The organism is Neptuniibacter sp. QD37_6, from assembly GCF_047778085.1.
Taxonomy (GTDB): Bacteria; Pseudomonadota; Gammaproteobacteria; order Pseudomonadales; family Balneatricaceae; genus Neptuniibacter.
In genome coordinates, this window is the sequence record NZ_CP180550.1 from 3296010 (window position 1) to 3316265 (window position 20256).

The 20256-nt window shown below is 45.7% G+C and carries 22 protein-coding genes; 4 read left to right on the top strand and 18 right to left on the bottom strand.

Annotation, left to right across the window (positions count from 1 at the left end; genetic code table 11):
• Positions 1-115: 115 nt before the first annotated feature.
• The 10 genes from ACMXYO_RS15740 to murJ form a co-directional block, all read right to left on the bottom strand.
• The gene (locus ACMXYO_RS15740; RefSeq protein WP_415886082.1) at positions 116-1750 is read right to left on the bottom strand and encodes a type IV pilus modification PilV family protein; all 1635 of its coding nucleotides are present in this window, start codon (positions 1748-1750) and stop codon (positions 116-118) included.
• A 44-nt stretch (positions 1751-1794) separates the two neighbouring features.
• Entirely contained in the window at positions 1795-2973 is a 1179-nt protein-coding gene (locus ACMXYO_RS15745) for a PilX N-terminal domain-containing pilus assembly protein (RefSeq protein WP_415886083.1), read from the bottom strand.
• Positions 2963-3586: a PilW family protein gene (locus ACMXYO_RS15750; RefSeq protein ID WP_415886084.1), complete on the bottom strand. Its 624-nt coding sequence runs from the start codon at positions 3584-3586 to the stop codon at positions 2963-2965. Before ACMXYO_RS15750 ends, ACMXYO_RS15745 begins: the two co-directional genes overlap by 11 nt.
• Before the next feature lie 38 nt (positions 3587-3624).
• Positions 3625-4161 carry a GspH/FimT family pseudopilin gene (locus tag ACMXYO_RS15755; protein ID WP_415886085.1) on the bottom strand — a complete coding sequence of 179 codons (537 nt, stop codon included), beginning with the start codon at positions 4159-4161 and terminating at the stop codon, positions 3625-3627.
• Entirely contained in the window at positions 4162-4569 is a 408-nt protein-coding gene (locus ACMXYO_RS15760; protein WP_415886086.1) for a type IV pilin protein, read from the bottom strand.
• A 267-nt stretch (positions 4570-4836) separates the two neighbouring features.
• Positions 4837-5265, bottom strand: coding sequence for an FKBP-type peptidyl-prolyl cis-trans isomerase (locus ACMXYO_RS15765; protein ID WP_415886087.1), 429 nt, complete (start codon positions 5263-5265; stop codon positions 4837-4839).
• Positions 5262-5792 (bottom strand): signal peptidase II, encoded by a 531-nt coding sequence (gene lspA / locus ACMXYO_RS15770; RefSeq protein WP_415886088.1) that lies wholly within the window; start codon positions 5790-5792, stop codon positions 5262-5264. The genes ACMXYO_RS15765 and lspA overlap by 4 nt, the downstream gene beginning before the upstream one ends.
• A complete protein-coding gene (ileS, locus tag ACMXYO_RS15775) occupies positions 5792-8608 on the bottom strand; it encodes an isoleucine--tRNA ligase (protein ID WP_415886089.1) in 2817 nt (938 codons plus the stop codon). Before ileS ends, lspA begins: the two co-directional genes overlap by 1 nt.
• Positions 8609-8624: 16 nt before the next feature.
• Positions 8625-9557, bottom strand: coding sequence for a bifunctional riboflavin kinase/FAD synthetase (ribF, locus tag ACMXYO_RS15780; protein ID WP_415886091.1), 933 nt, complete (start codon positions 9555-9557; stop codon positions 8625-8627).
• Between the two features lie 104 nt (positions 9558-9661).
• The gene (gene murJ, locus ACMXYO_RS15785) at positions 9662-11158 is read right to left on the bottom strand and encodes a murein biosynthesis integral membrane protein MurJ (protein WP_415888116.1); all 1497 of its coding nucleotides are present in this window, start codon (positions 11156-11158) and stop codon (positions 9662-9664) included.
• A 247-nt stretch (positions 11159-11405) separates the two neighbouring features.
• On the opposite strand from murJ, the gene rpsT reads away from it, so the two are divergent.
• A complete protein-coding gene (gene rpsT, locus ACMXYO_RS15790; protein WP_415886093.1) occupies positions 11406-11666 on the top strand; it encodes a 30S ribosomal protein S20 in 261 nt (86 codons plus the stop codon).
• A 65-nt stretch (positions 11667-11731) separates the two neighbouring features.
• On the opposite strand, the gene proB is transcribed toward rpsT, so the two are convergent.
• From proB to rplU, 4 genes are all read right to left on the bottom strand, one after another.
• Positions 11732-12856, bottom strand: coding sequence for a glutamate 5-kinase (proB, locus tag ACMXYO_RS15795; protein ID WP_415886094.1), 1125 nt, complete (start codon positions 12854-12856; stop codon positions 11732-11734).
• A gap of 47 nt (positions 12857-12903) precedes the next feature.
• Positions 12904-14103: an Obg family GTPase CgtA gene (gene cgtA / locus ACMXYO_RS15800; protein WP_415886095.1), complete on the bottom strand. Its 1200-nt coding sequence runs from the start codon at positions 14101-14103 to the stop codon at positions 12904-12906.
• 152 nt (positions 14104-14255) lie between these two features.
• Entirely contained in the window at positions 14256-14513 is a 258-nt protein-coding gene (rpmA, locus tag ACMXYO_RS15805) for a 50S ribosomal protein L27 (protein WP_415882701.1), read from the bottom strand.
• Positions 14514-14540: 27 nt separating this feature from the next.
• The gene (rplU, locus tag ACMXYO_RS15810; protein ID WP_286240327.1) at positions 14541-14852 is read right to left on the bottom strand and encodes a 50S ribosomal protein L21; all 312 of its coding nucleotides are present in this window, start codon (positions 14850-14852) and stop codon (positions 14541-14543) included.
• 244 nt (positions 14853-15096) lie between these two features.
• On the opposite strand from rplU, the gene ispB reads away from it, so the two are divergent.
• On the top strand, positions 15097-16065 hold the full coding sequence (gene ispB / locus ACMXYO_RS15815; protein ID WP_415886096.1) for an octaprenyl diphosphate synthase: 969 nt from the start codon (positions 15097-15099) through the stop codon (positions 16063-16065).
• 54 nt (positions 16066-16119) lie between these two features.
• Here the strand turns inward: ispB and ACMXYO_RS15820 are convergent, their stop codons facing one another.
• Positions 16120-16731, bottom strand: a complete 612-nt coding sequence (locus tag ACMXYO_RS15820) for a thiopurine S-methyltransferase (RefSeq protein ID WP_415886097.1) — start codon at positions 16729-16731, stop codon at positions 16120-16122.
• A 129-nt stretch (positions 16732-16860) separates the two neighbouring features.
• On the opposite strand from ACMXYO_RS15820, the gene fabA reads away from it, so the two are divergent.
• Both fabA and fabB read left to right on the top strand, forming a co-directional pair.
• A complete protein-coding gene (gene fabA / locus ACMXYO_RS15825) occupies positions 16861-17376 on the top strand; it encodes a 3-hydroxyacyl-[acyl-carrier-protein] dehydratase FabA (protein ID WP_415882704.1) in 516 nt (171 codons plus the stop codon).
• 126 nt (positions 17377-17502) lie between these two features.
• Positions 17503-18720, top strand: coding sequence for a beta-ketoacyl-ACP synthase I (gene fabB, locus ACMXYO_RS15830; RefSeq protein ID WP_415886098.1), 1218 nt, complete (start codon positions 17503-17505; stop codon positions 18718-18720).
• A 60-nt stretch (positions 18721-18780) separates the two neighbouring features.
• Here the strand turns inward: fabB and ACMXYO_RS15835 are convergent, their stop codons facing one another.
• The 3 genes from ACMXYO_RS15835 to moaC are packed head-to-tail and all read right to left on the bottom strand — an operon-like array spanning position 18781 to position 20254.
• Entirely contained in the window at positions 18781-19518 is a 738-nt protein-coding gene (locus ACMXYO_RS15835; protein WP_415882706.1) for a lysophospholipid acyltransferase family protein, read from the bottom strand.
• Between the two features lie 2 nt (positions 19519-19520).
• Complete coding sequence (gene moaD / locus ACMXYO_RS15840) at positions 19521-19772, bottom strand: molybdopterin converting factor subunit 1 (protein WP_415886099.1); 252 nt, start codon at positions 19770-19772, stop codon at positions 19521-19523.
• Between the two features lie 2 nt (positions 19773-19774).
• On the bottom strand, positions 19775-20254 hold the full coding sequence (gene moaC, locus ACMXYO_RS15845) for a cyclic pyranopterin monophosphate synthase MoaC (RefSeq protein ID WP_415886101.1): 480 nt from the start codon (positions 20252-20254) through the stop codon (positions 19775-19777).
• Between the last annotated feature and the right edge of the window lie 2 nt (positions 20255-20256).

Genomic DNA, 20256 nt, shown 5'->3' on the forward strand with positions numbered 1-20256 from the left:
TTTAAAGTATGAAAACAGTGAAAAAAGCAGAAATACACTGCTTAGAGATGACAAAGGGGATAAACACTCATGCCTATCCCCTACTATTGTCAAAATAGTTCTTCCCAGATTTCAATTAAGGAGTGTCAGTGACAACAAAATCCTTTCCTGATGTTATGTCAGCTGTCACAGGGCTAGCAGAGAAATCATATTCCAATGGAGCAAAGTCAAATGATGATACCCCACCAGAGACAACCGAAGGAGTTACCGTACCACTCCAAGCATAATCAACAAAGCAGCTGTAACCAAGAATTTGATCTTCCAACACTTCTAGCTCACACTGCTGCGCAAAATCTGGCAAAGGGTCAATCCCAACCTCAATTTCAGATAATAAACCCACTGCTCCTGAAGCGACCGACGATACATCCAACCGGCCCGAAATTTCATATGCTAAATTCACATAACCAAGAATCTTCTCGCCATCAGGAATAATGGCCGTGCTTGCACCAACTGTATATGTATAGTCATGCGTACTTAAGCTCGGATAATCTGCTGGGACATTATTAGTTGCCACCAAGAAGTCATCACAATCACTATTACCTTGAGTATTAATCACTAAAAAGTGCTGGTTCAGTAGATTGCCAGATGTATTCAAAATTGATGACTGAGTGTCTTCAGTATTAGTATCAACCTCACCATACATATAGTAATAACCCAGCCCTGGAGTCGCATTCGAAGCAGCTAGGTAAGGTCCAGGCCCATTAGTAGTGGTAAAACGAACCAGACCTGATTGACCAACAATATCAGTAGATTGAATTGCTCCAGATACTGTCGCGGGATCAACACCATAATACTTGTACTCACGTGGTGAAATACAAGCTCCGGGCTTATTAGAACCGGAATCATCTGGCAACAACAAAGCGATTGTACCGTACCAACCTTCACCAAACAGACAGGTGTAACCGATCTCGCTACCTACTAGATATACAGCACATCCACCTCCTTCTGAGGTTAATACATTAGGGGATGCTTTTAAGTCCGTATACGTTACGGAAACACCGCTATCCACGTATATAGAGCCCTTAATTGAAAAGATAGGGCTAGTTAAGTCGACTAGCTCTATCACTGTAACAACCTGATCGCACCCAGCATCACCATTGATGCACTCATCATCGGTAATCTTGATGCCATACTTATTGTCAGCAAGTTCGATCCAATCACCTACCGATTTACTAGCATCATGGACCTCATCAGAAGTTGTTCTAGCCGTAGCGATTGCAGAACCCGTTGGTCTCTCAAAACTACCTATATCTTCTGATGAACCGATACCGGCCTGATCATTTGAATCAAGAGACTCTTTCGGATCATTCCATACTAGACGAGAATCTAAGGATATCGAATCTGCATTTCCTGTTGCATCAGTCCACGAAACATCAACTTCTAACAAATAATGTGTTTGAAATGATGCTGCAGCTGCTGAGGCCAATGTATAGGAAACACTATAAGCGTTATTACCCACGGTAATATTTTCAATTTCAGGATAAGATGCTAAAGCTAAACTAGCATAGCCGCTCTCCAAGATTACAACTCGCTCTTGCTCAAGCTTCTGCTCAGCTAATTTAACAGCAACAGCCCTTGCTTTAGAATTCCCGCTTTCGGTTACCAACTCGCTTTGAAAAAGTGCAGCTCCAATCAAACCCACTGCCACGATGACAAATGCCAGCAAAGCTTCTATCAGCGTAAAGCCCTTTTCATATTGACTATGATACATTTTCACCACCTTTATCAGTCCCTCGAAAGCTTACACTGCATTGTTCACCAGTCCTTCCAACTACCACGCACAACTTCCTTAGCATTAATATTATCAAGATTATCAACAACATCCTGATCATAATAAATATTGGCTGTACCACTACCCATATCTAAATCGGTTTCAGATACTATTCCACCGAAGATATCCACGGTACCAACGACTTTATCAACATTCCTTGCGATAATAAGCCCGTAAATATCTGGTGAGCCACTAAAGCTTAGATCCCCATCTGTCACTATAATTACTGGATTTTCTGAACTCCCAATTGTTCCTCCAGTCAGTTTAGCATCGCTCAAATATATCAATTGACCCTGTACTGTAGCAGCATCGGCATCTTTTAGTTCATTTCCAGTCATGCTCAAACCAGCCGAAAGGACTAACTCATCAAGGGTCCGACCAAAGAAGTTTTCAACAAACTCATCACCCGTAGTGTTAGCCATATTGGTATCACCATCAATCACATCTGGGCCTGTAGTATTTTTCGTGGTGCTCTGTATATACTCGATATCGTCTATTTCATTTCCAGTCGCTGTTAGATGCCTTGAAAGATCATCAACAGTCCCATCCCATGTATCGCCGCTAAAACCTGTCCAATCTGGATCTCTGATATAAGTATCTGCAGACCCCCAAGAAGTTATGTCATCGCCGGCCCAAATATTTAAATTGGTAAAGCCATTAAAAACATTCAAATTACCTGTAGCATCAACGTAACCACGCGCCACTATGGGAAGGTCAGGGGGATTAGGCACAAGTGGAACCCTGCCCACAAGGACACTTATTGATCGAGTAATCAGCCCATCGTCACTACGGCCGACAGAATCTATCTGAATCAATGACATATCAGCATCACTACTGGCATCAGAAAGCAAAGCGGTAAACTCAACCCCACCGCCTAAACCAATCGTTGCGCCAGATACACTTAAATCGAGCACGGTGTCATTATCTTGGTCCAACCCAGCTCGAGTATAGGCGATAGCGTAATCCACCCCCGCTTGCGCAGCATGAAAAGCTTGTTTCGCACGATATTCATTCGCAACTATTTTCTTTTCAGTAATTACTGTTTCAGATGTAAAAAAGGATACCCCTAAAACAATAACAACCATCACTAGAGCAAGAACAAGTGTTGCCGCCCCCTGCTGCTGAGTTCTTCGGTTTTCTAACTGATTATTTTTAATCTGCATAGAAATTATTCCGGATTTTTACCGTTTCCTGTACGGTTTTAGTCCAATCACTATCATTAACAACCGATGCAGTGATCGTTATATTTATTTCTCTAACTGAAGCAACTTCATCGGTACCTACACTTGCAGGACATACAGCGCTTGAAGCATTCACGGTACACAAAGAGCTATCAGTTAATGTCATTGCATCTACCGACATAAAGTTTTCATCGGAAAGTCTCTCCCAAGCCCCTGCAGAGCAGGATGTCATACTCGTTCCAGACGTTTTTACCCAAATTGCAGAATCTGAAAAGCGCACCCCGCTATACTCGGCTGCACTAACAATACTGTCGGCATCAGTATCATAGTTATAAAGCGCACAAGTAGAACTAACCAAGTTAAAATCATCCCCTACATCACTATAAGGAGAAGACAAATCTCCAACCTGAACCCAATGCCCCGCTCGCCTTATATCATCAGAAATTATTGAGGTAATAGCTGCTAATTCTTGGTTCAGGCGGGCACTATATACAACATCCCTACTACTTTTAAACGACACAAGAAATGTATATATAGCTCCTGATATAACGATAAGGCCCACAACTAAACCAATCATTAATTCGATCAGAGTCACACCCTTCTGCTTAGCCGGTATATTTCTTGACATCTTCATTACGGGCACCCTGCATAAAGATCCAAGGTATCTGAACACAATCTCACCCGACCAATCGTACTCAATACTATTTTTGCGTCACCATACCCTGGATAGCTCAATGTAATTGTCCCGTTGTCTATCGCTGTAGATCGTGGTGCACGAAAGCCAGTAATATCACTTGCAAAACCTGTGGAGGCTGTAATATTAGGATAGTCAGCCCCTGTAACATACCTAGTCTGTTCAGAATTAATTGTGCATAAAGCAGCAGATGCAGCAGAAGAGCAATCACATGCAGCTGTATCACTGACTCCTATACACCAATCTGTACCACCAGTTCCTTTAAAAGCAACATAGATATCAGCGCCATTAGAAATAGACTCACTACGAGCATACTGTATATGCCCGTAAACTTTCTCTGCTGCCCCAGTTAGCTCAACCCTTTCTTGAAAGTCATTCAAACTAGGCGCCGCAAGAGAAATTAGAATTGCTAATACAGCCAACCCGACCATCAACTCTATTAGAGTAACACCCCTATTTGCATGCAGCTTATTCATCTATCTTTCCCAACAATCCGCATCAGCAAACCCGCCGCCATAAGCTGGTCCGTTTTGAGTTATGCGAAACGAGCCACATACATCATTAGCTTGTACACCTGTCGGAGCTGCAGTGACTGTGTAAGAGCTAGCTCCTGTACTGCTAATAGTAATGTTATAAAAACCTTCCCTCGAGGTAGTTCCGTACGCTAATGATGCTCCAGTAGCATAAGCTACATTATTCGCTCTCCATTTTTCTTGCTCTAACCTGATATCAGCTAGGCTCGCCATGGCATCACCACGTCGTGTCTTCTCTATGTATGACTGGTAGGCTGGATAAGCAATTGTTGCAAGAATAGCTACAATAGCTACAACTATCATCAGTTCAATTAAAGAAAAGCCTGATTGAAGGTTTTGATTTCCTTTCATTTTTTTCATTCCTAAATACGCACCAAGTATGTAGTTCAACGATTAATAGAAAAAACTTATAGTTAAGATACACAAAACATAAACTCTCATTTTGAAACGAGCAACAAGATTTGCACTAAAAAGACAACAACCAATTCTAATGTAAGACTAGTCGTTTAAGGGAACATACGCCACAAGCGATTTTATGAGGGGTCTCGAGTAAGAATAGCTTAAGATAGAATAAATACAAAAAACCCGAATTAAAAAATTCGGGTTCTTAATATCATCTTAGCTAACTTGAAGAATCTCTACCTGGAAATCTAGCCTCTTCCCTGCCAGCGGATGATTAAAATCAACCGAAACCATCTTATCATCAAATTCAGCAATCACGCCTGGAAGCTCGCCATTACCAGCATCCGCGAATGAAATAACCAAACCTTGCTCTAATTCCATCCCTTCAAACTGACTGCGAGGGATATTTTGCACATTACTTGGATTACTCATTCCAAAGCCATTTTCGGGTAGAATTTTTAGGGTTTGTTTTGTCCCTTCTTCCAAGCCGAACAGTGCTTTTTCAAAACCTTCCAACAAGTTACCATCGCCCACGTTAAAAGTCGCGGGTTCAGCTTCGAAATTGGAATCAATTATTTGACCGTCTTCCAGTTTAATTGCGAAATGCAGCGTAACGGTTTTACCCGGACCGATCAATTTACTCATTGTGAACTCTCTTCAGATGATTTGCGCTTCCCTTCCAGAAATAACATATCCAGAATCAGAATAATCGCTCCAATCGTAATAGCGGTATCCGCAATATTAAAAGCAGGGAAGTAATAATTCTGATAATGCAGGGAGATGAAATCAATCACATACCCTTGTACAGCCCGATCATATAGATTGCCTAAAGCACCACCCAATACGAGAGACAGTGCTAGACCTAACCACCAATAGATACGAGGCGTACGCTTTAGCCAGATCACCAGTACAACACTCACGACCACAGCAATTGCTACAAAGAACCAACGCTGCCAGCCACCTGCTTCTGACAAGAAGCTAAAAGCAGCGCCAGTGTTGAACAACAGCGTTAGGTCGAACATTGGCAGTACGGGATTAGGATCGGCATACTTTAAATTAGTTACCGCTAAGTATTTACTACCTAAATCCAGTACAACCACCAGCAGCGAGAGCACACCCCAGATGAGGCAGCTCCGCACTGGTTGTGTTTGTTGTTCAGTGCTCTGTGTCATTAAGCAAAGCTACGGCTTTCACCGGCACCTTTAACGTTATCAACACAACGACCACATAGCTCAGGATCTTCAGAATCCTGACCTACATCTTCACGGAAGTGCCAGCAACGTGGACACTTATCAGCAGCACTTTTAACTACACTAACCTTAAGCCCTTCAAGCTCTGTATCATTAGCATCTTGTGCATCAGCTAATGGTGCTACTGCCGCTTTTGATGTGATCAAAACGAAACGCAACTCGTCTTCTAGTTTACCTAGTAGAGCCTGTAGAGCGTCATCGCAATACAAAGTCACTTCAGCTTCTAAGCTACCACCAATGTTGCCATCGCTACGTTCAGTTTCTAACTGTTTATTAACCGCAGTTTTCACTGCCATTACCTGTTCCCAGTAGGCAGAATCAAATGCGCTATCCGCAGGTAGTTTGGTTAGGCCCTGATACCAAGTATCCAAATGAACAGACTCTGTACGCTCGCCTGCAAGCGTTGCCCAGATCTCATCAGCAGTGAAACTACAGATTGGCGCAATCCAACGAACCAACGCTTCAACAATATGATAAAGCGCAGTCTGAGCAGAACGACGCGCATGTGAATCAGTCGCTGCTGTGTATTGACGATCTTTGATGATATCTAGGTAGAAACCACCCATATCCTGCGAACAGAAGTGAGATACTTTCTGGAACACTTGTAGGAATTCATATTGGTTGAAGTGCTCGATAAGCTCTTCTTGCAAACGAGCTGCACGATCTACCGCCCAAGCATCCAACGCTACCATATCTTCTGGTTTAACCATGTGCTGAGCAGGATCAAAACCGCTTAGGTTAGCCAAGAAGAAACGTGCTGTGTTACGAATACGGCGGTAAGCGTCCGCGGCGCGCTTCAAGATATCGTCAGAACAGGTCATCTCACCGCTGTAATCGGTAGAAGCAACCCATAGCCGCAAGATATCCGCGCCGTACTTGTTCATTACTTCCTGTGGCGATACAACGTTACCAACCGACTTAGACATCTTGCGGCCTTGACCATCAACGGTAAAGCCGTGCGTTAACACCTGTTTGTATGGCGCTTTACCTTTGATAGCAATCGCAGTTTTCAAAGAAGACTGGAACCAACCACGGTGCTGATCCGAACCTTCAAGATACATATCAGCTGGGTATTCCAAGTTGTCACGCTGATCAACTACAGAATAGTGCGTTACACCGGAATCAAACCAAACATCCAAGGTATCAGTTACTTTTTCGTACTGATCAGCTTCGTCGCCCAATACTTCAGCAGCATCCAGATCGAACCATGCATCCATACCCACTTTTTCAACACGCACAGCAACCTGTTCGATTAGTTCTGGCGTATTCGGGTGTAGTTGCTGAGTTTCTTTGTGGATAAACAGTGCAATTGGCACACCCCAAGTACGTTGACGGGATACACACCAATCAGGGCTCTGCTCAACCATCGCTTCGATACGATTTTGCCCCCAACCTGGGAACCACTCAACACCTTTAATCGCTTCTAAAGCATCTTTCTTCAGACCTTTCTCTTCCATGCTTACAAACCACTGAGGTGTTGCACGGTAGATCAATGGCGTTTTGGTACGCCAGCAGTGAGGGTAGCTGTGCTGGAACTTATGTTCCAAGACCAGCTTGTTGTTTTCGGTTAATAGAGCAACAACTTTATCGTCAACTTTATAAACGTGCTCGCCTGCAAATACACCCGCACCTTCTCCTAGAACACCCGAAGCGTTCACTAGGTTCATTGTGCCAATACCGTATTTACGGCCAACCTCAAAGTCTTCCACACCGTGGTCTGGTGCTGTGTGTACAGCACCTGTACCCGCATCTAGGGTTACGTGATCGCCTAGGATTACAGGAACTGTACGCTCGTAGAACGGGTGCTGTAGTTCAAATTTTTCTAGTGCTTGGCCCTGACAGCGACCAACGATGCTGTACTCTTCAACACCGTAACGCTTCATAGCATCTTCAACTAAGCCTTCCGCTAGAAGAATACGCTCCGCACCTAAACCTAGATCTAGCTGAACAAGCACGTAGTCTAGCTCACCACCTAGAGATACCGCTTGGTTAGATGGCAACGTCCAAGGCGTTGTTGTCCAGATAACAACTGACGCTTCGCCTTCACCTTCAAGACCCTCGAATTTCGCAAGGAAACCGTCCTGATCAACTGGAGTGAAACGTACATCGATCGCTGTAGAAGTCTTGTCCTGATATTCCACTTCAGCTTCAGCTAGTGCAGAACCGCCCACAACACTCCAGTAAACTGGCTTGAAGCCTTTAACTAGGTGGCCATTTTCAACGATTTTGCCTAAAGCACGGATGATATTAGCTTCAGTATCAAAATTCATTGTTAGGTATGGGTTGTCCCAATCGCCTAGAACACCTAAACGGATAAAGTCTTTCTTCTGACCTTCAACCTGTCGTGCTGCGTAGTCACGGCACTTCTGACGGAAGTCTTTGTGAGACAGTTTCACGCCCGCTTTGCCGTGCTTAGTCTCAACCTTATGTTCGATTGGCAGACCATGACAGTCCCAACCCGGCACATAAGGCGCGTCAAATCCGCTCATTGTTTTGGATTTGATAATAATGTCTTTCAGAATCTTATTAACCGAGTGACCAATGTGAATATCACCGTTTGCGTATGGAGGGCCATCGTGCAAAGTGAACTTATCGCGGCCAGCACTGACTTCGCGAATTTTCTGGTACAGATCCATCTTCTGCCAACCCTGTAACATTTTCGGCTCACGCTGAGCCAAATTGCCACGCATTGGGAAGGCTGTTTCCGGAAGGTTCAATGTTGCTTTGTAATCGGTCATGGTTATAAGTTCCGAATTAACTACGGGTGCGGTCAAAGTAAGCCCGCACATCTTCAATATCTGCAAAAATTTGTTTTTTAAGCGCATCGATATCTGAGAATTTACGCTCATCACGAATAAACTGCTTAAACTCGACAGTTAGCAACTGCCCATAAATATCTTTATCAAAATCAAACAGGTGTGCTTCAAGCACCGGCTGCTGACCACAAACGGTTGGGCGTATACCAACGTTACACACACCCTGAGCAGTAAAATTTGGGCCTTTAACTTCTACCGCATAAACCCCGCGCAAAGGGCAAGCATAACTATGCATACGTACATTTGCCGTTGGTACTCCAAGCTGGCGGCCCAACTTTTGGCCATGCATCACACGTCCTGAAACAGCGTAAGGGCGCCCAAGCAAAGCAGCTGCCGCTTCAAGATCATTCTGCTGTAACACACTGCGAATACGTGTACTACTCACGCGCTCATCAGCATTTAAAAACGTTTGCGTATTTACCACTGTAAAGTCGTGACGTTCGCCTGCATCACACAACATGTTGTAATCACCTGAACGATCACAACCAAAGCGAAAATCATCACCAACAACAAAATGCTTCACCGCTAAACCATGCAGTAATAGCTCTTGTACAAACTGCTCCGCCGTCATCGCACGTAGACGGTCGTTAAAATTTAGGCAAAGATGGCGATCGATACCCTCTGCCTGCAACAATCTGTACTTTTCGCCAAAGCGGGTTAAGCGCGGCGGCGCTTTATCGCCTGCGAAGAACTCTTGAGGCTGAGGCTCAAAGGTAATCACAACTGAAGGCAGGTTTAGCTCCTTCGCTTTTGCCTTTACCTGAGCAAGCACCTGTCGATGACCTAAATGCACGCCATCAAAATTGCCGATAGTTGCCACACAACCTCGGTGTTTTTCGCGCAGGTTATGTAATCCGCGAATTAGTTCCATCAGGTACTCTTGCTACAGCCAAAAATAAACGCGGCATTATAGCTCAGATAATATCCAACCTGTACTACTGAGACCCGCTGTAAGCAATAGAATGCAAAATAAACTTAATTATGCTTCAAATGACGCACTCTCAAGCCTGCAAAAGCCAACACAACAGCATAAACAGCCCCGCCAGCAACCACCAAAATCGCCATTTGAGAGATTCGCGCCCACAGATCCATCTGTAGCCACTCCTCAACTGAACCCATCAACTGGATGATGACAATAGCCATCGCCACATTCGCCACTAACATTCGTAGCAATTGCATGGCCCAACCCGAAGACCAGCTAAACACGCCAGATTTGATCAACCCATATAACAACAACCCAGCATTCATAAACGCCGACATCGCTGTCGCAGCAGCCAAACCAACATGAGCAAACGGCCCAATAAGGATCAAGTTAAACACCATATTCGCCACAGCAGCTTGGATGCCGATTTTCACTGGCGTTTTGGTGTCTTGGCGAGAGAAATACCCCGTAGCCAAAACCTTAATCAGCATAAAGGCGAGCAAACCACAGGCATAAGCACGCAAACTAGCCGCAGCCATAAAGACATCACGATCGGTTAAAGCGCCGTAGTGGAATAAGGTGATCAACAACGGTTCGGCCAACACAAACAACGCTACCGCCGCCGGTATACCGATAAACATCACCATCTGCATTGCCCAATTCAAAGTAGACGAAAACGCCTCGCCCGATTGAGTTGTATGCTTACGCGACAAGCTAGGCAAAATAACGGTCGCAATGGCGATACCAAACACCCCCAAAGGCAGCTCTGCCAGACGATCTGAGTAATACAACCAAGAGACACTGCCGGTTTGTAGGAACGATGCCAACACCGTATCCAAAAGCAGGTTTATTTGCGTAACAGACACCCCGAACAACGCCGGAACCATAAGTGTCATGATGCGGCGAACACCTGGATCATTCCATCCCCAGACGGGTTTAGGTAAAAGATGAATACGCGCTAAAAATGGCAGTTGAAAAACCAACTGCACCACACCCGCAATCATGACACCCCAAGCTAAAGCCAAGATAGGCGGATCGAACAGCGGGCTTAGGAAGATCGCAGAACAGATCAAACTGATATTAAGCAGCACAGGCGTGAACGCAGGAACGGCAAAACGCTCATAGCTATTCAGAATAGAACCGGCAAACGCAGTCAACGAGATCAATAGCAGATACGGAAATGTAATCCTCAGCATCTCTGCTGCCAGTTCAAATTTACCCTCATCCCCCATGTAGAAGCCTGGGGCAAACATAGCGGTTAGCATGGGTGCCGCCACCACCGCCAAGACAGTGATTGCGATTAAAATACTTCCGAGAGTCCCCGCAACATAATTAACAAGCTGCTGGACTGCTTTTAGATCTTTTTGGGTACGATATTCAGATAGAACGGGCACGAATGCTTGAGCAAACGCTCCCTCAGCAAATAGTCGGCGAAGAAAGTTAGGAATTTTAAACGCGACAAAGAAGGCATCAGCACTACCACTGGCACCAAAATAATTGGCAACAACAACATCTCGCGCTAAACCTAGCACTCGCGAAAGCATGGTCATCACGCCAACCACGGCACTTGATCGCAGTAATCCCGCTGATTTTTTTGCTTCCGTTTCCTGCTTCGACACCGCTTCCGCCTATAATTTCATGAATAACACTCAAGAGAATGGGAATATTACTGCTTCAACAAGAAAATTTCTGCAGTTTTATTGACAGATAGCTCTCAAATATGAATAATCTCGCCTCTAATTTTCGGCGTATACCAATAAGCCGATATTTTACTAACTAATTTTAAGGAGCCGGACTGTGGCAAATTCCGCAGGATCTCGTAAACGTGCTCGCCAGGCAGAGAAGCGTCGCCAGCATAACGCTAGCCTGCGTTCCATGGTACGTACCTACATCAAGAAAGTTGTTGCTGCTGTAGAAACAGGCGAAAAAGCTGCTGCACAGGAAGCATTCCAAGCTGCGCAGCCAGTTCTAGATGGTTCAGTGTCTAAAGGCATCTTCCACAAGAACAAAATCGCACGCACTAAAAGCCGTCTGAACAAGCAGATTGCTGCTCTTTAATTAGAGCCAAGCGTAAAAAAACCGGCTTATGCCGGTTTTTTTTGTGCCTAAATTTAGCCCCTCAATTAAGAGAGGACTAAATTGTCTCTATGCACCAATTCTTCTTCACCCATAAAACCAAGAATGGATTCAATTTCACCACTTGGCTTACCGATAATTTTTTGCGCATCCCCAACACCGTAGTTCACTAAACCTCGCGCTACGATACGACCAAATTCATCGCTAATGATCACCATCTCACCTCGAGAAAAGTCACCACTCACACTACGAACACCCGCTGGCAATAAACTCTTACCACGCTCACGCAGCGCCTTAACCGCACCCGCATCAAGCATAAGATTTCCACGCGCCTGCAAATGACCTGCAATCCACTGTTTACGCGCCACCATAGGCCCTTTCTCAGGTACCAACAATGTACCTATATCTTCCGCCTCTCTTAAACGCAGAAGGACATTATCTTCACGACCACTCGCAATCATGGTCACAGCCCCAGAACGCGCCGCCAATTTAGCTGCACGCACTTTGGTCGCCATACCACCACGACCCAGCTTGCCACCATCACCCGCCATCGCCTCGAGCGCTTCATCACCCGCTCTCGCTTCGGAAATCAAAGTTGCTTCTGGATCATGACGCGGATCCGCCGTGAACAGGCCTTTTTGGTCAGTTAGCAAGATTAAAGCATCAGCTTGAACCAAGTTAGCCACCAACGCTCCAAGCGTGTCGTTATCGCCAAAACGAATCTCTTTAGTGACAACCGTATCGTTCTCGTTAACAACTGGGACAACGCCTAACTCAAGCAACTCTTTTAAAGTCGCCTGAGCATTGAGATAACGCTTACGATTGGAGTGATCTTCATGTGTCAGAAGGATCTGCGCTGTATGGGTATTATGGCGCTGAAAGTTTGTTTCATAAGCCTGCACAAGGCCCATCTGCCCAACAGCCGCAGCCGCCTGAAGCTTAGAGACCTCATGCGGTCGCGAATCCCAACCTAGGCGAGTCATACCTTCCGCAACCGAACCCGAGGAAACCAACACAACTTCAAGACCAGACGCCTTCAGAGCAGCTATTTGATCCACCCAGCGACTGATTGCTTCAAGATCCAACCCCTGACCATCATTGGTGAGGAGCGCACTACCAATCTTTACCACCCAACGCTTTGCGCGCTTGAGCTTTTCCCTACCTACAGCCACTTAAAAACTCCTAACACCGTCTGCAGTAGCAACAATCACTTCAATTGCTATTCACGAACATATTCAACTTCAACGTCATAATCATCATCGTCAAAGTCGTCATCATCCAGATCTTCGCCCTCACGACGCGCTCGCATATCCGCACGCATCTGCTCAATACGCTCTCGAGCCTCAGCATCAACCTGCTCACGAATCTGCTGCTCTTGCTCAAGAATAGAAGGATCTTCCTCAATCGCCTCTAAACGATGATCCAAGAACGCCTGAATATCACGCATCATGTCATCAGTGCCTTGCTGACTTAGCGCCGAGATACGATAAACCGGACCTTCCCACTGCAACTCATCAATCACAGCCTGACAACGCGCTTCGCGCTCCTCTTCCGGGACCATATCCAGCTTATTTAGTACCAACCAACGCGGCTGATCAGCTAGCGTCTGACTAAACTTCTCCAGCTCACCCACAGCGACTGCTGCCGCCTCCTCAGGAGAAACACCATCCCAAGGTGCCATATCGACAAGATGCAGCAGGATACGGTTACGCGCTAAGTGCTTAAGGAAACGAATACCTAGACCCGCACCCTCTGCAGCACCCTCGATAATCCCCGGGATATCTGCAATAACGAAACTGCGATGCTTTTCGATACGTACTACACCTAAGTTAGGCACAAGCGTAGTAAATGGATAATCAGCCACTTTAGGCTTAGCAGCGGATACTGCTCGAATAAGCGTAGACTTACCCGCATTTGGCAAACCCAACAAACCCACATCCGCCAAAACTTTAAGCTCAAGCTTAAGGTTTCGAGTTTCACCCATCGAGCCTTTAGTTGTCTGGCGTGGAGCACGATTCACACTACTCTTAAATCGCGTATTACCCAAACCATGAAAACCACCCTGAGCAATCTTCTCAACCTGACCGATCTCAGTCATATCAGCAAGAATTTCATCGGTATCCGTATCGATAATGGTTGTACCAACCGGCACGCGCAGCACCTGATCTTCACCTTTAGCACCGGTACAGTTACGGCCCATGCCAGACTGACCATTGGCCGCCTTGTAGTGACGCGTGAAACGGTAATCGATCAAAGTATTCAGGTTTTCATCTGCCTCAAAATAAACAGAACCACCATCACCGCCATCCCCACCATCAGGGCCACCTTTGGGGATATACTTTTCACGCCGAAAGCTCATACACCCATTGCCACCCTTGCCGGCCTCAACCGTGATGACTGCTTCATCGACAAACTTCATGTTATCCCCCAAAAGTTAAACATAGGAAACCTACAATTAAGCCCTGAAACACCACAAGACTCAGTGGTAGATCCCCTGAAAAATATTCTAAAAAAACTATAAACAAAAAAGCTCCGCCTTGGCGGAGCTTTTTAGAAGCTTAAAACCGTTGCTTACGCATCAACTACAGAGATGTATTGACGCTTCTGCGGGCCTTTAACTTCGAATTTCACAACGCCATCTGCTTTCGCAAATAGAGTATGGTCTTTACCACAGCCTACGTTTGTACCAGCGTGGAATTTAGTACCACGTTGACGAACTAGGATGTTACCTGCAGCAACTACTTGACCACCGTAACGCTTGACACCAAGTCGTTTCGACTCCGAGTCGCGACCGTTCTTAGTAGAACCACCAGCCTTCTTATGAGCCATCTATCTAACTCCTAAACTAGGTTAATATTAGGCAGAAATGCCAGTAATTTTAACTTCAGTGAACCACTGACGGTGGCCCTGACGCTTCATGTGGTGCTTACGACGCTTGAACTTGATGATCTCAACTTTCTTAGCGCGGCCGTGCTGAACAACTTCAGCAGTCACTTTAGCACCGTCAACAACTGGTGCGCCGATTTTGATATCGTCGCCGTTGCCAACTAGCAGAACACGGTCAAACTCAACGTTTGCGCCCGCTTCAGCCTGCAGTTTTTCCAGTTTAAGGGTTTCACCTTCCTGGACACGGTACTGTTTACCACCGCTTACGATTACTGCGTACATTTTAATCTCCGTTATTTGCCCACCCAGCTACTAGAAAAAGGCCTACTTCTAATGGTTACACCATATGGTAGGGAGCCATTATTGGATGGGTCAGGGCGCGCGATTATATAGCAAACAGCCTTTACACACAACTAAGCTTCTTTATTTACATAGCGTAAAACCAGCATTTCTTGACAGAAACTATGCATACACCTAGCATGCGCTATTCTTGATTCCTTTAAGTTAGTAGCAGCCATCACTTATTATGCAGCCTCACCAGTTCAACCCTGTAATAGAACCCCAATTTGAAGCCGTAAACGATTACATCATTAATCACCTTGGCTCTAACGTACCGCTTGTAGAAAAAATTGGTCATTACATCGTTGAAAGCGGTGGTAAACGTCTTCGTCCGTTACTCGTATTGCTTGCTGCTAATGCTGCAAATTACCAAGGCGATAAGCACATCCCGCTAGCGGCGATTATCGAATTTATCCACACAGCCACGCTGCTGCACGATGATGTAGTTGATAATTCTGATCTACGCCGCGGCAAAGATACCGCTAATGCAAAATGGGGTAATGCACCAAGCGTACTAGTAGGCGATTTCCTTTACTCCCGTGCATTTCAGGTATTAGTAGAAATTGGCTCAATGCCGATTATGGAAGTGATTTCCAATGCTACGAACGTTATCGCTGAAGGCGAAGTTCTGCAGCTACTAAACACAAAAAATCCAGATACCACCGAGGAAGCTTACATGCAGGTTATCCTTGGTAAAACAGCCATGCTGTTTGAAGCCGCTACTGAAGCAGGCGCGATCCTTGCCGAAGCCAACAAAGAAGAGCAAGAAGGCTTACGCTTGTATGGCTTACACTTAGGCACAGCCTTCCAACTTATCGACGATGTTATGGATTACTTATCCACAGCAGAAGAGATGGGCAAGAACGTAGGCGACGATCTGGCTGAAGGTAAAGCAACCCTGCCACTTATTCATGCAATGCGTGCAGGTAACGAAGAACAACGCAAACTGGTTCGACAAGCAATTCGCAAAGGCGGTTTAGACGATCTTCAACCGATTATGGATATCGTAAAAGAGACTGGCGCTATCGAATACACCCAAGAGAAAGCTCAAGGCGAAGCCGATAAAGCGATTGCAGCACTTGATGCGCTACAAGACACATCATTCAAAGAAACGTTAATTAAAATTGCCAACTTGGCAGTGAAACGCAAAAGCTAAGCATCCATATCTGTGCACTTAATTACCATCAATTAAGTGCACAGTTAACGCCCCTCAGTCACGCAACAACCAGATCACTTCCTTCCGGTCACCGTCTACAGCCTCACCTAACCACTCCACTTTGAAACGCTGACCAAACAAGCCATTTACCTCTTCGACAGACACATTGAACGGCGGTCCTTGCGGACTATCAAACTCCAAGGTCACCAGCAAAACTTTTACACCCTTTGGTAACAGCTCAATGAGCTTATTTGCGTAATCAGCTCGCATATCCTTGGGCAAAGCCACCAAAGCCGCACGATCATATACGCCTTTTACATCCGCTAAGGCTTCTTTGGTCAGCGCAAAAAAATCACCACAAAGAAGATTTAGATCTTCGCATCTATGTGAGATAAATTTTGTAGCCTCACCCATCTCCACAACCAAGCCATTCTCGCCAAAGAAGTCCAAGCAAGCATTTGGGTTAAGCTCCACCCCCAATACATCATGACCGCGATCCTGAAGCCAAAGCATATCCTTGCTTTTACCGCACAAAGGGACAAAAACCTTGTCGCCAGCGGCTAAATCCATCTTTTCCCAATAGGAGACCAAGTAAGCATTAACCTCCGCTTGATGGAAGCCTATACGCCCTTCGGACCACTTTTGATGCCAAAAATCATGTTCCATTTCGCCTTTTACACCCTAAATCGTAAACTTTTTATTCAATAAACCTGACACAGATCGTGCCTAGTGGCATTCAAATCTGTATAATTGCGCGATATTTTGACTTATAAAAACCTGGATAAACAGAAGCTAATGACAAGACCTTCCTCTTTTAATCGCGATGAGCTGCTGTCTTGCGGCCACGGCGAAATGTTTGGACCAGGCAATGCGCGCCTACCAATTGGCAACATGCTAATGATGGATCGCATCCTGGAAATCACCGAAGACGGTGGCGAATTCGGCAAAGGTGAGATTATCGCTGAGTTGGATATAAACCCGGATCTTTGGTTCTTCGGCTGCCATTTTGAGGAAGACCCTGTAATGCCAGGCTGTCTAGGTCTAGACGCTATGTGGCAGATTGTTGGCTTTTTCCTTGGCTGGAAAGGCAACCCAGGCCGCGGTCGTGCATTAGGTTCTGGCGAAGTTAAGTTCTTCGGCCAGGTACTACCGACTGCCAAGAAAGTTACTTACCGTATCCAGCTTAAGCGCGTAATTGAGCGTAAGCTAGTTATGGGCATCGCGGACGGCAGCATGTCCGTTGATGGTCGTGAAATCTACACAGCGAAAGATCTACGTGTAGGTCTATTCACATCTACAGAAGATTTCTGATCTATTAAGGCCCTGAATTCAGGGCCTTTCTTCTATTTTCCGTCTACTTTTTTACGAATTTAGTGGCAAAACACTACTGATTCACGGAAAATAAGCACCTTAAATTAGAAAAAGAGAGAGAAGCACATGCGTCGCGTTGTTGTTACCGGTATGGGTATCGTTTCTTGTCTGGGTACAGATAAAGAAACCGTTCTGGAATCACTGCAGCAGGGTCGTTCTGGTATTAAATTCCAAGAAGACTATAAAGAGCGCGGTTTCCGTAGCCAGGTAGCCGGCAGCATCGATATCGATTTCTCTGAGCAAATCGACCGTAAATTGCTACGTTTCATGGGTGATGCAGCAGCATACACTTACATTGCAATGAAAGAAGCAATTGCAGATGCAAACCTAGCTGAAGACCAGGTTTCCAACGAGCGCACTGGCCTTATCGTAGGTTCCGGCGGTGCTTCTGCTGACAACATTGTTGAAACAGCTGATATCACTCGCGAGAAAGGCGTTAAGCGCGTAGGTCCATACCGTGTAACTCGCACAATGGGTTCAACTGTTTCAGCTTGTCTAGCAACACCTTTCAAAATCAAAGGTGTTAACTACTCTATCACTTCTGCTTGTGCTACTAGTGCTCACTGTATTGGTAACGCAATGGAGCAGATCCAGCTTGGTAAGCAAGACGTAGTATTCGCAGGCGGTGGTGAAGAACTTCACTGGGTACAGACTGCCATGTTCGATGCTATGGGCGCGCTATCTAGCAAATATAACGAAACACCAGAAAAAGCTTCACGAGCATACGATGCAAACCGTGACGGCTTCGTTATCTCTGGCGGTGCTGGCATCCTAGTTATCGAAGAATACGAACACGCCAAAGCTCGTGGCGCTAAGATCTACGCTGAACTAGTAGGTTACGGTGCAACTTCTGATGGCTACGACATGGTTGCTCCTTCTGGCGAAGGCGCTGCTCGCTGCATGAAGCAGGCAATGGCAACTGTAGACGGCAAGATCGATTACATCAACGCACACGGCACTTCTACACCAGCAGGTGACATGCAAGAGCTGAAAGCGATGAAAGAAGCCTTTGGCGATGACATGCCAACGGTTACTTCTACTAAGTCTCTATCTGGTCACTCTCTAGGTGCTGCTGGCGTACAAGAAGCGGTTTACTCGCTACTTATGCAGGAAAACAACTTCATCGCAGCATCCGCAAACATCGATGAGCTAGACCCAGAAGCAGAAGGCCTACCAATCGCTAGCGAGAAGCAGGAAAACGTAGACCTACAACGCGTTATGTCCAACAGCTTCGGCTTCGGCGGCACTAACTGCACATTGGTATTCGAAAAACTAAAAGACTAATCAGTCTTCTAGATATAAAAAAACCGCCATTCGGCGGTTTTTTTATATCTGATATTTGGCTTAGGCTATCTCTAGCGCTTTCATATGTTCTTCTAACCAAGCCACCATATCTTCATGGATTTCATCCACTGTACGGCCTTCTACAGGAATTGGCTCGCCCACATGGACTTGCACAGTACCTGGGATCTTCGCAAAGCTTTTGCCTGGCCAATAGAGCCCAGCATCATGAATCATTGGGATCACCGGCACACCCGCACTTAACGCCAGCATCGCTCCGCCTTTGTTAAACTTACCCATTTTACCCACAGGCACTCGCGTACCCTGGGGGAAGATAATCACAGGGATATCATCTTCTAAACGAGATTTACCCTCCGTCAAAAGCTGCTTAAGTGCACCACGCCTTTGGCTACGATCAATCGCTATAGGATTCAACAGGCCTAGCGCCCATCCAAAGAAAGGAATCTTAAGAAGCTCTTTTTTAAGCACTGTACACTGCGGGCGGACCAAGGTTTGTAAAAACAGTGTTTCCCACTCGCTCTGGTGGTTAGCTACAACAACATAAGCACCATCTGTAGGCAGATTTTCACGCCCAGTGATCTTTACACCCACACCACAACACAGTTTTAACCAAAAGATATAAAAGTAGTTAATCAGAGTGACAAATTTAAAGCGCTGCTGGAAATTCAATAGCGGCGAGATGATTAAACTCAGTGTGGCATGCACAATGGTTAGAGGGTAAAAGCCTAAGTAATAAAACACTGCACGTAGATAGTGCAGTGGATTCGCTTTTTTAGACATGCTTAACCCCCAGTTACCGGCGGGAAGAATGCAACTTCATCCCCAGCAGCTACGGCGGCCTTCTCGTCACACATCTCTTGGTTAACAGCCATCAATATAGGCGTATCAACCAGAATCTTTTGCCACTGCTCTCCGTGAAGCTCAACTAGCTGATTTAGTACCGCAGCCACATCAGCAGGCTGACTCACTTCAATAGACTCTTCAGCTACACCTAAACGCTCGCGCAAGCTGGCGAAATACACCACTTTAACCATGATTACTTCTCCATCTTCCAGTGACCGCTTTTGCCACCTTTCTTTTCCAATACTTTAACTGCGCTCATAACCATGCCTTTATCCACAGCCTTGCACATATCGTAAATCGTTAAACCCGCAACAGATGCCGCCGTTAGCGCTTCCATCTCCACCCCCGTCTGACCTGCCAACTTGCAGGTTGCCGTAATCTCAACAACATTACGTTCGGCATTAGGATGAAGATCTACCGCAACTTTACTCAACATCAATGGGTGACAAAGAGGAATAAGATCACTGGTGCGTTTTGCAGCTTGAATACCTGCGATTCGTGCAACCGCTAAAACATCACCCTTTTTGTTACCACCTTCCGTAATTAACTTCATGGTGTCAGGCAGCATTTCAACTTCCGCATAGGCAGTCGCTTCACGAAAAGTCACTTGCTTTTCGGAAACATCCACCATGTTAGCGTTCCCTTGGTCATCCAGATGAGTTAAACGACTCATAA

Excerpts from the sequence above, each read along its gene's own strand:
- ACMXYO_RS15740 (WP_415886082.1), bottom strand. The coding sequence starts at position 1,750 with ATGTATCATAGTCAATATGAAAAGGGCTTTACGCTGATAGAAGCTTTG.
- ACMXYO_RS15745 (WP_415886083.1), bottom strand. The coding sequence starts at position 2,973 with ATGCAGATTAAAAATAATCAGTTAGAAAACCGAAGAACTCAGCAGCAG.
- ACMXYO_RS15755 (WP_415886085.1), bottom strand. The coding sequence starts at position 4,161 with ATGAATAAGCTGCATGCAAATAGGGGTGTTACTCTAATAGAGTTGATG.
- ACMXYO_RS15760 (WP_415886086.1), bottom strand. The coding sequence starts at position 4,569 with ATGAAAGGAAATCAAAACCTTCAATCAGGCTTTTCTTTAATTGAACTG.
- ACMXYO_RS15765 (WP_415886087.1), bottom strand. The coding sequence starts at position 5,265 with ATGAGTAAATTGATCGGTCCGGGTAAAACCGTTACGCTGCATTTCGCA.
- lspA (WP_415886088.1), bottom strand. The coding sequence starts at position 5,792 with ATGACACAGAGCACTGAACAACAAACACAACCAGTGCGGAGCTGCCTC.
- ileS (WP_415886089.1), bottom strand. The coding sequence starts at position 8,608 with ATGACCGATTACAAAGCAACATTGAACCTTCCGGAAACAGCCTTCCCA.
- ribF (WP_415886091.1), bottom strand. The coding sequence starts at position 9,557 with ATGGAACTAATTCGCGGATTACATAACCTGCGCGAAAAACACCGAGGT.
- murJ (WP_415888116.1), bottom strand. The coding sequence starts at position 11,158 with ATGACCATGCTTTCGCGAGTGCTAGGTTTAGCGCGAGATGTTGTTGTT.
- cgtA (WP_415886095.1), bottom strand. The coding sequence starts at position 14,103 with ATGAAGTTTGTCGATGAAGCAGTCATCACGGTTGAGGCCGGCAAGGGT.
- rpmA (WP_415882701.1), bottom strand. The coding sequence starts at position 14,513 with ATGGCTCATAAGAAGGCTGGTGGTTCTACTAAGAACGGTCGCGACTCG.
- rplU (WP_286240327.1), bottom strand. The coding sequence starts at position 14,852 with ATGTACGCAGTAATCGTAAGCGGTGGTAAACAGTACCGTGTCCAGGAA.
- ispB (WP_415886096.1), top strand. The coding sequence starts at position 15,097 with ATGCAGCCTCACCAGTTCAACCCTGTAATAGAACCCCAATTTGAAGCC.
- ACMXYO_RS15820 (WP_415886097.1), bottom strand. The coding sequence starts at position 16,731 with ATGGAACATGATTTTTGGCATCAAAAGTGGTCCGAAGGGCGTATAGGC.
- fabA (WP_415882704.1), top strand. The coding sequence starts at position 16,861 with ATGACAAGACCTTCCTCTTTTAATCGCGATGAGCTGCTGTCTTGCGGC.
- fabB (WP_415886098.1), top strand. The coding sequence starts at position 17,503 with ATGCGTCGCGTTGTTGTTACCGGTATGGGTATCGTTTCTTGTCTGGGT.
- ACMXYO_RS15835 (WP_415882706.1), bottom strand. The coding sequence starts at position 19,518 with ATGTCTAAAAAAGCGAATCCACTGCACTATCTACGTGCAGTGTTTTAT.
- moaD (WP_415886099.1), bottom strand. The coding sequence starts at position 19,772 with ATGGTTAAAGTGGTGTATTTCGCCAGCTTGCGCGAGCGTTTAGGTGTA.
- moaC (WP_415886101.1), bottom strand. The coding sequence starts at position 20,254 with ATGAGTCGTTTAACTCATCTGGATGACCAAGGGAACGCTAACATGGTG.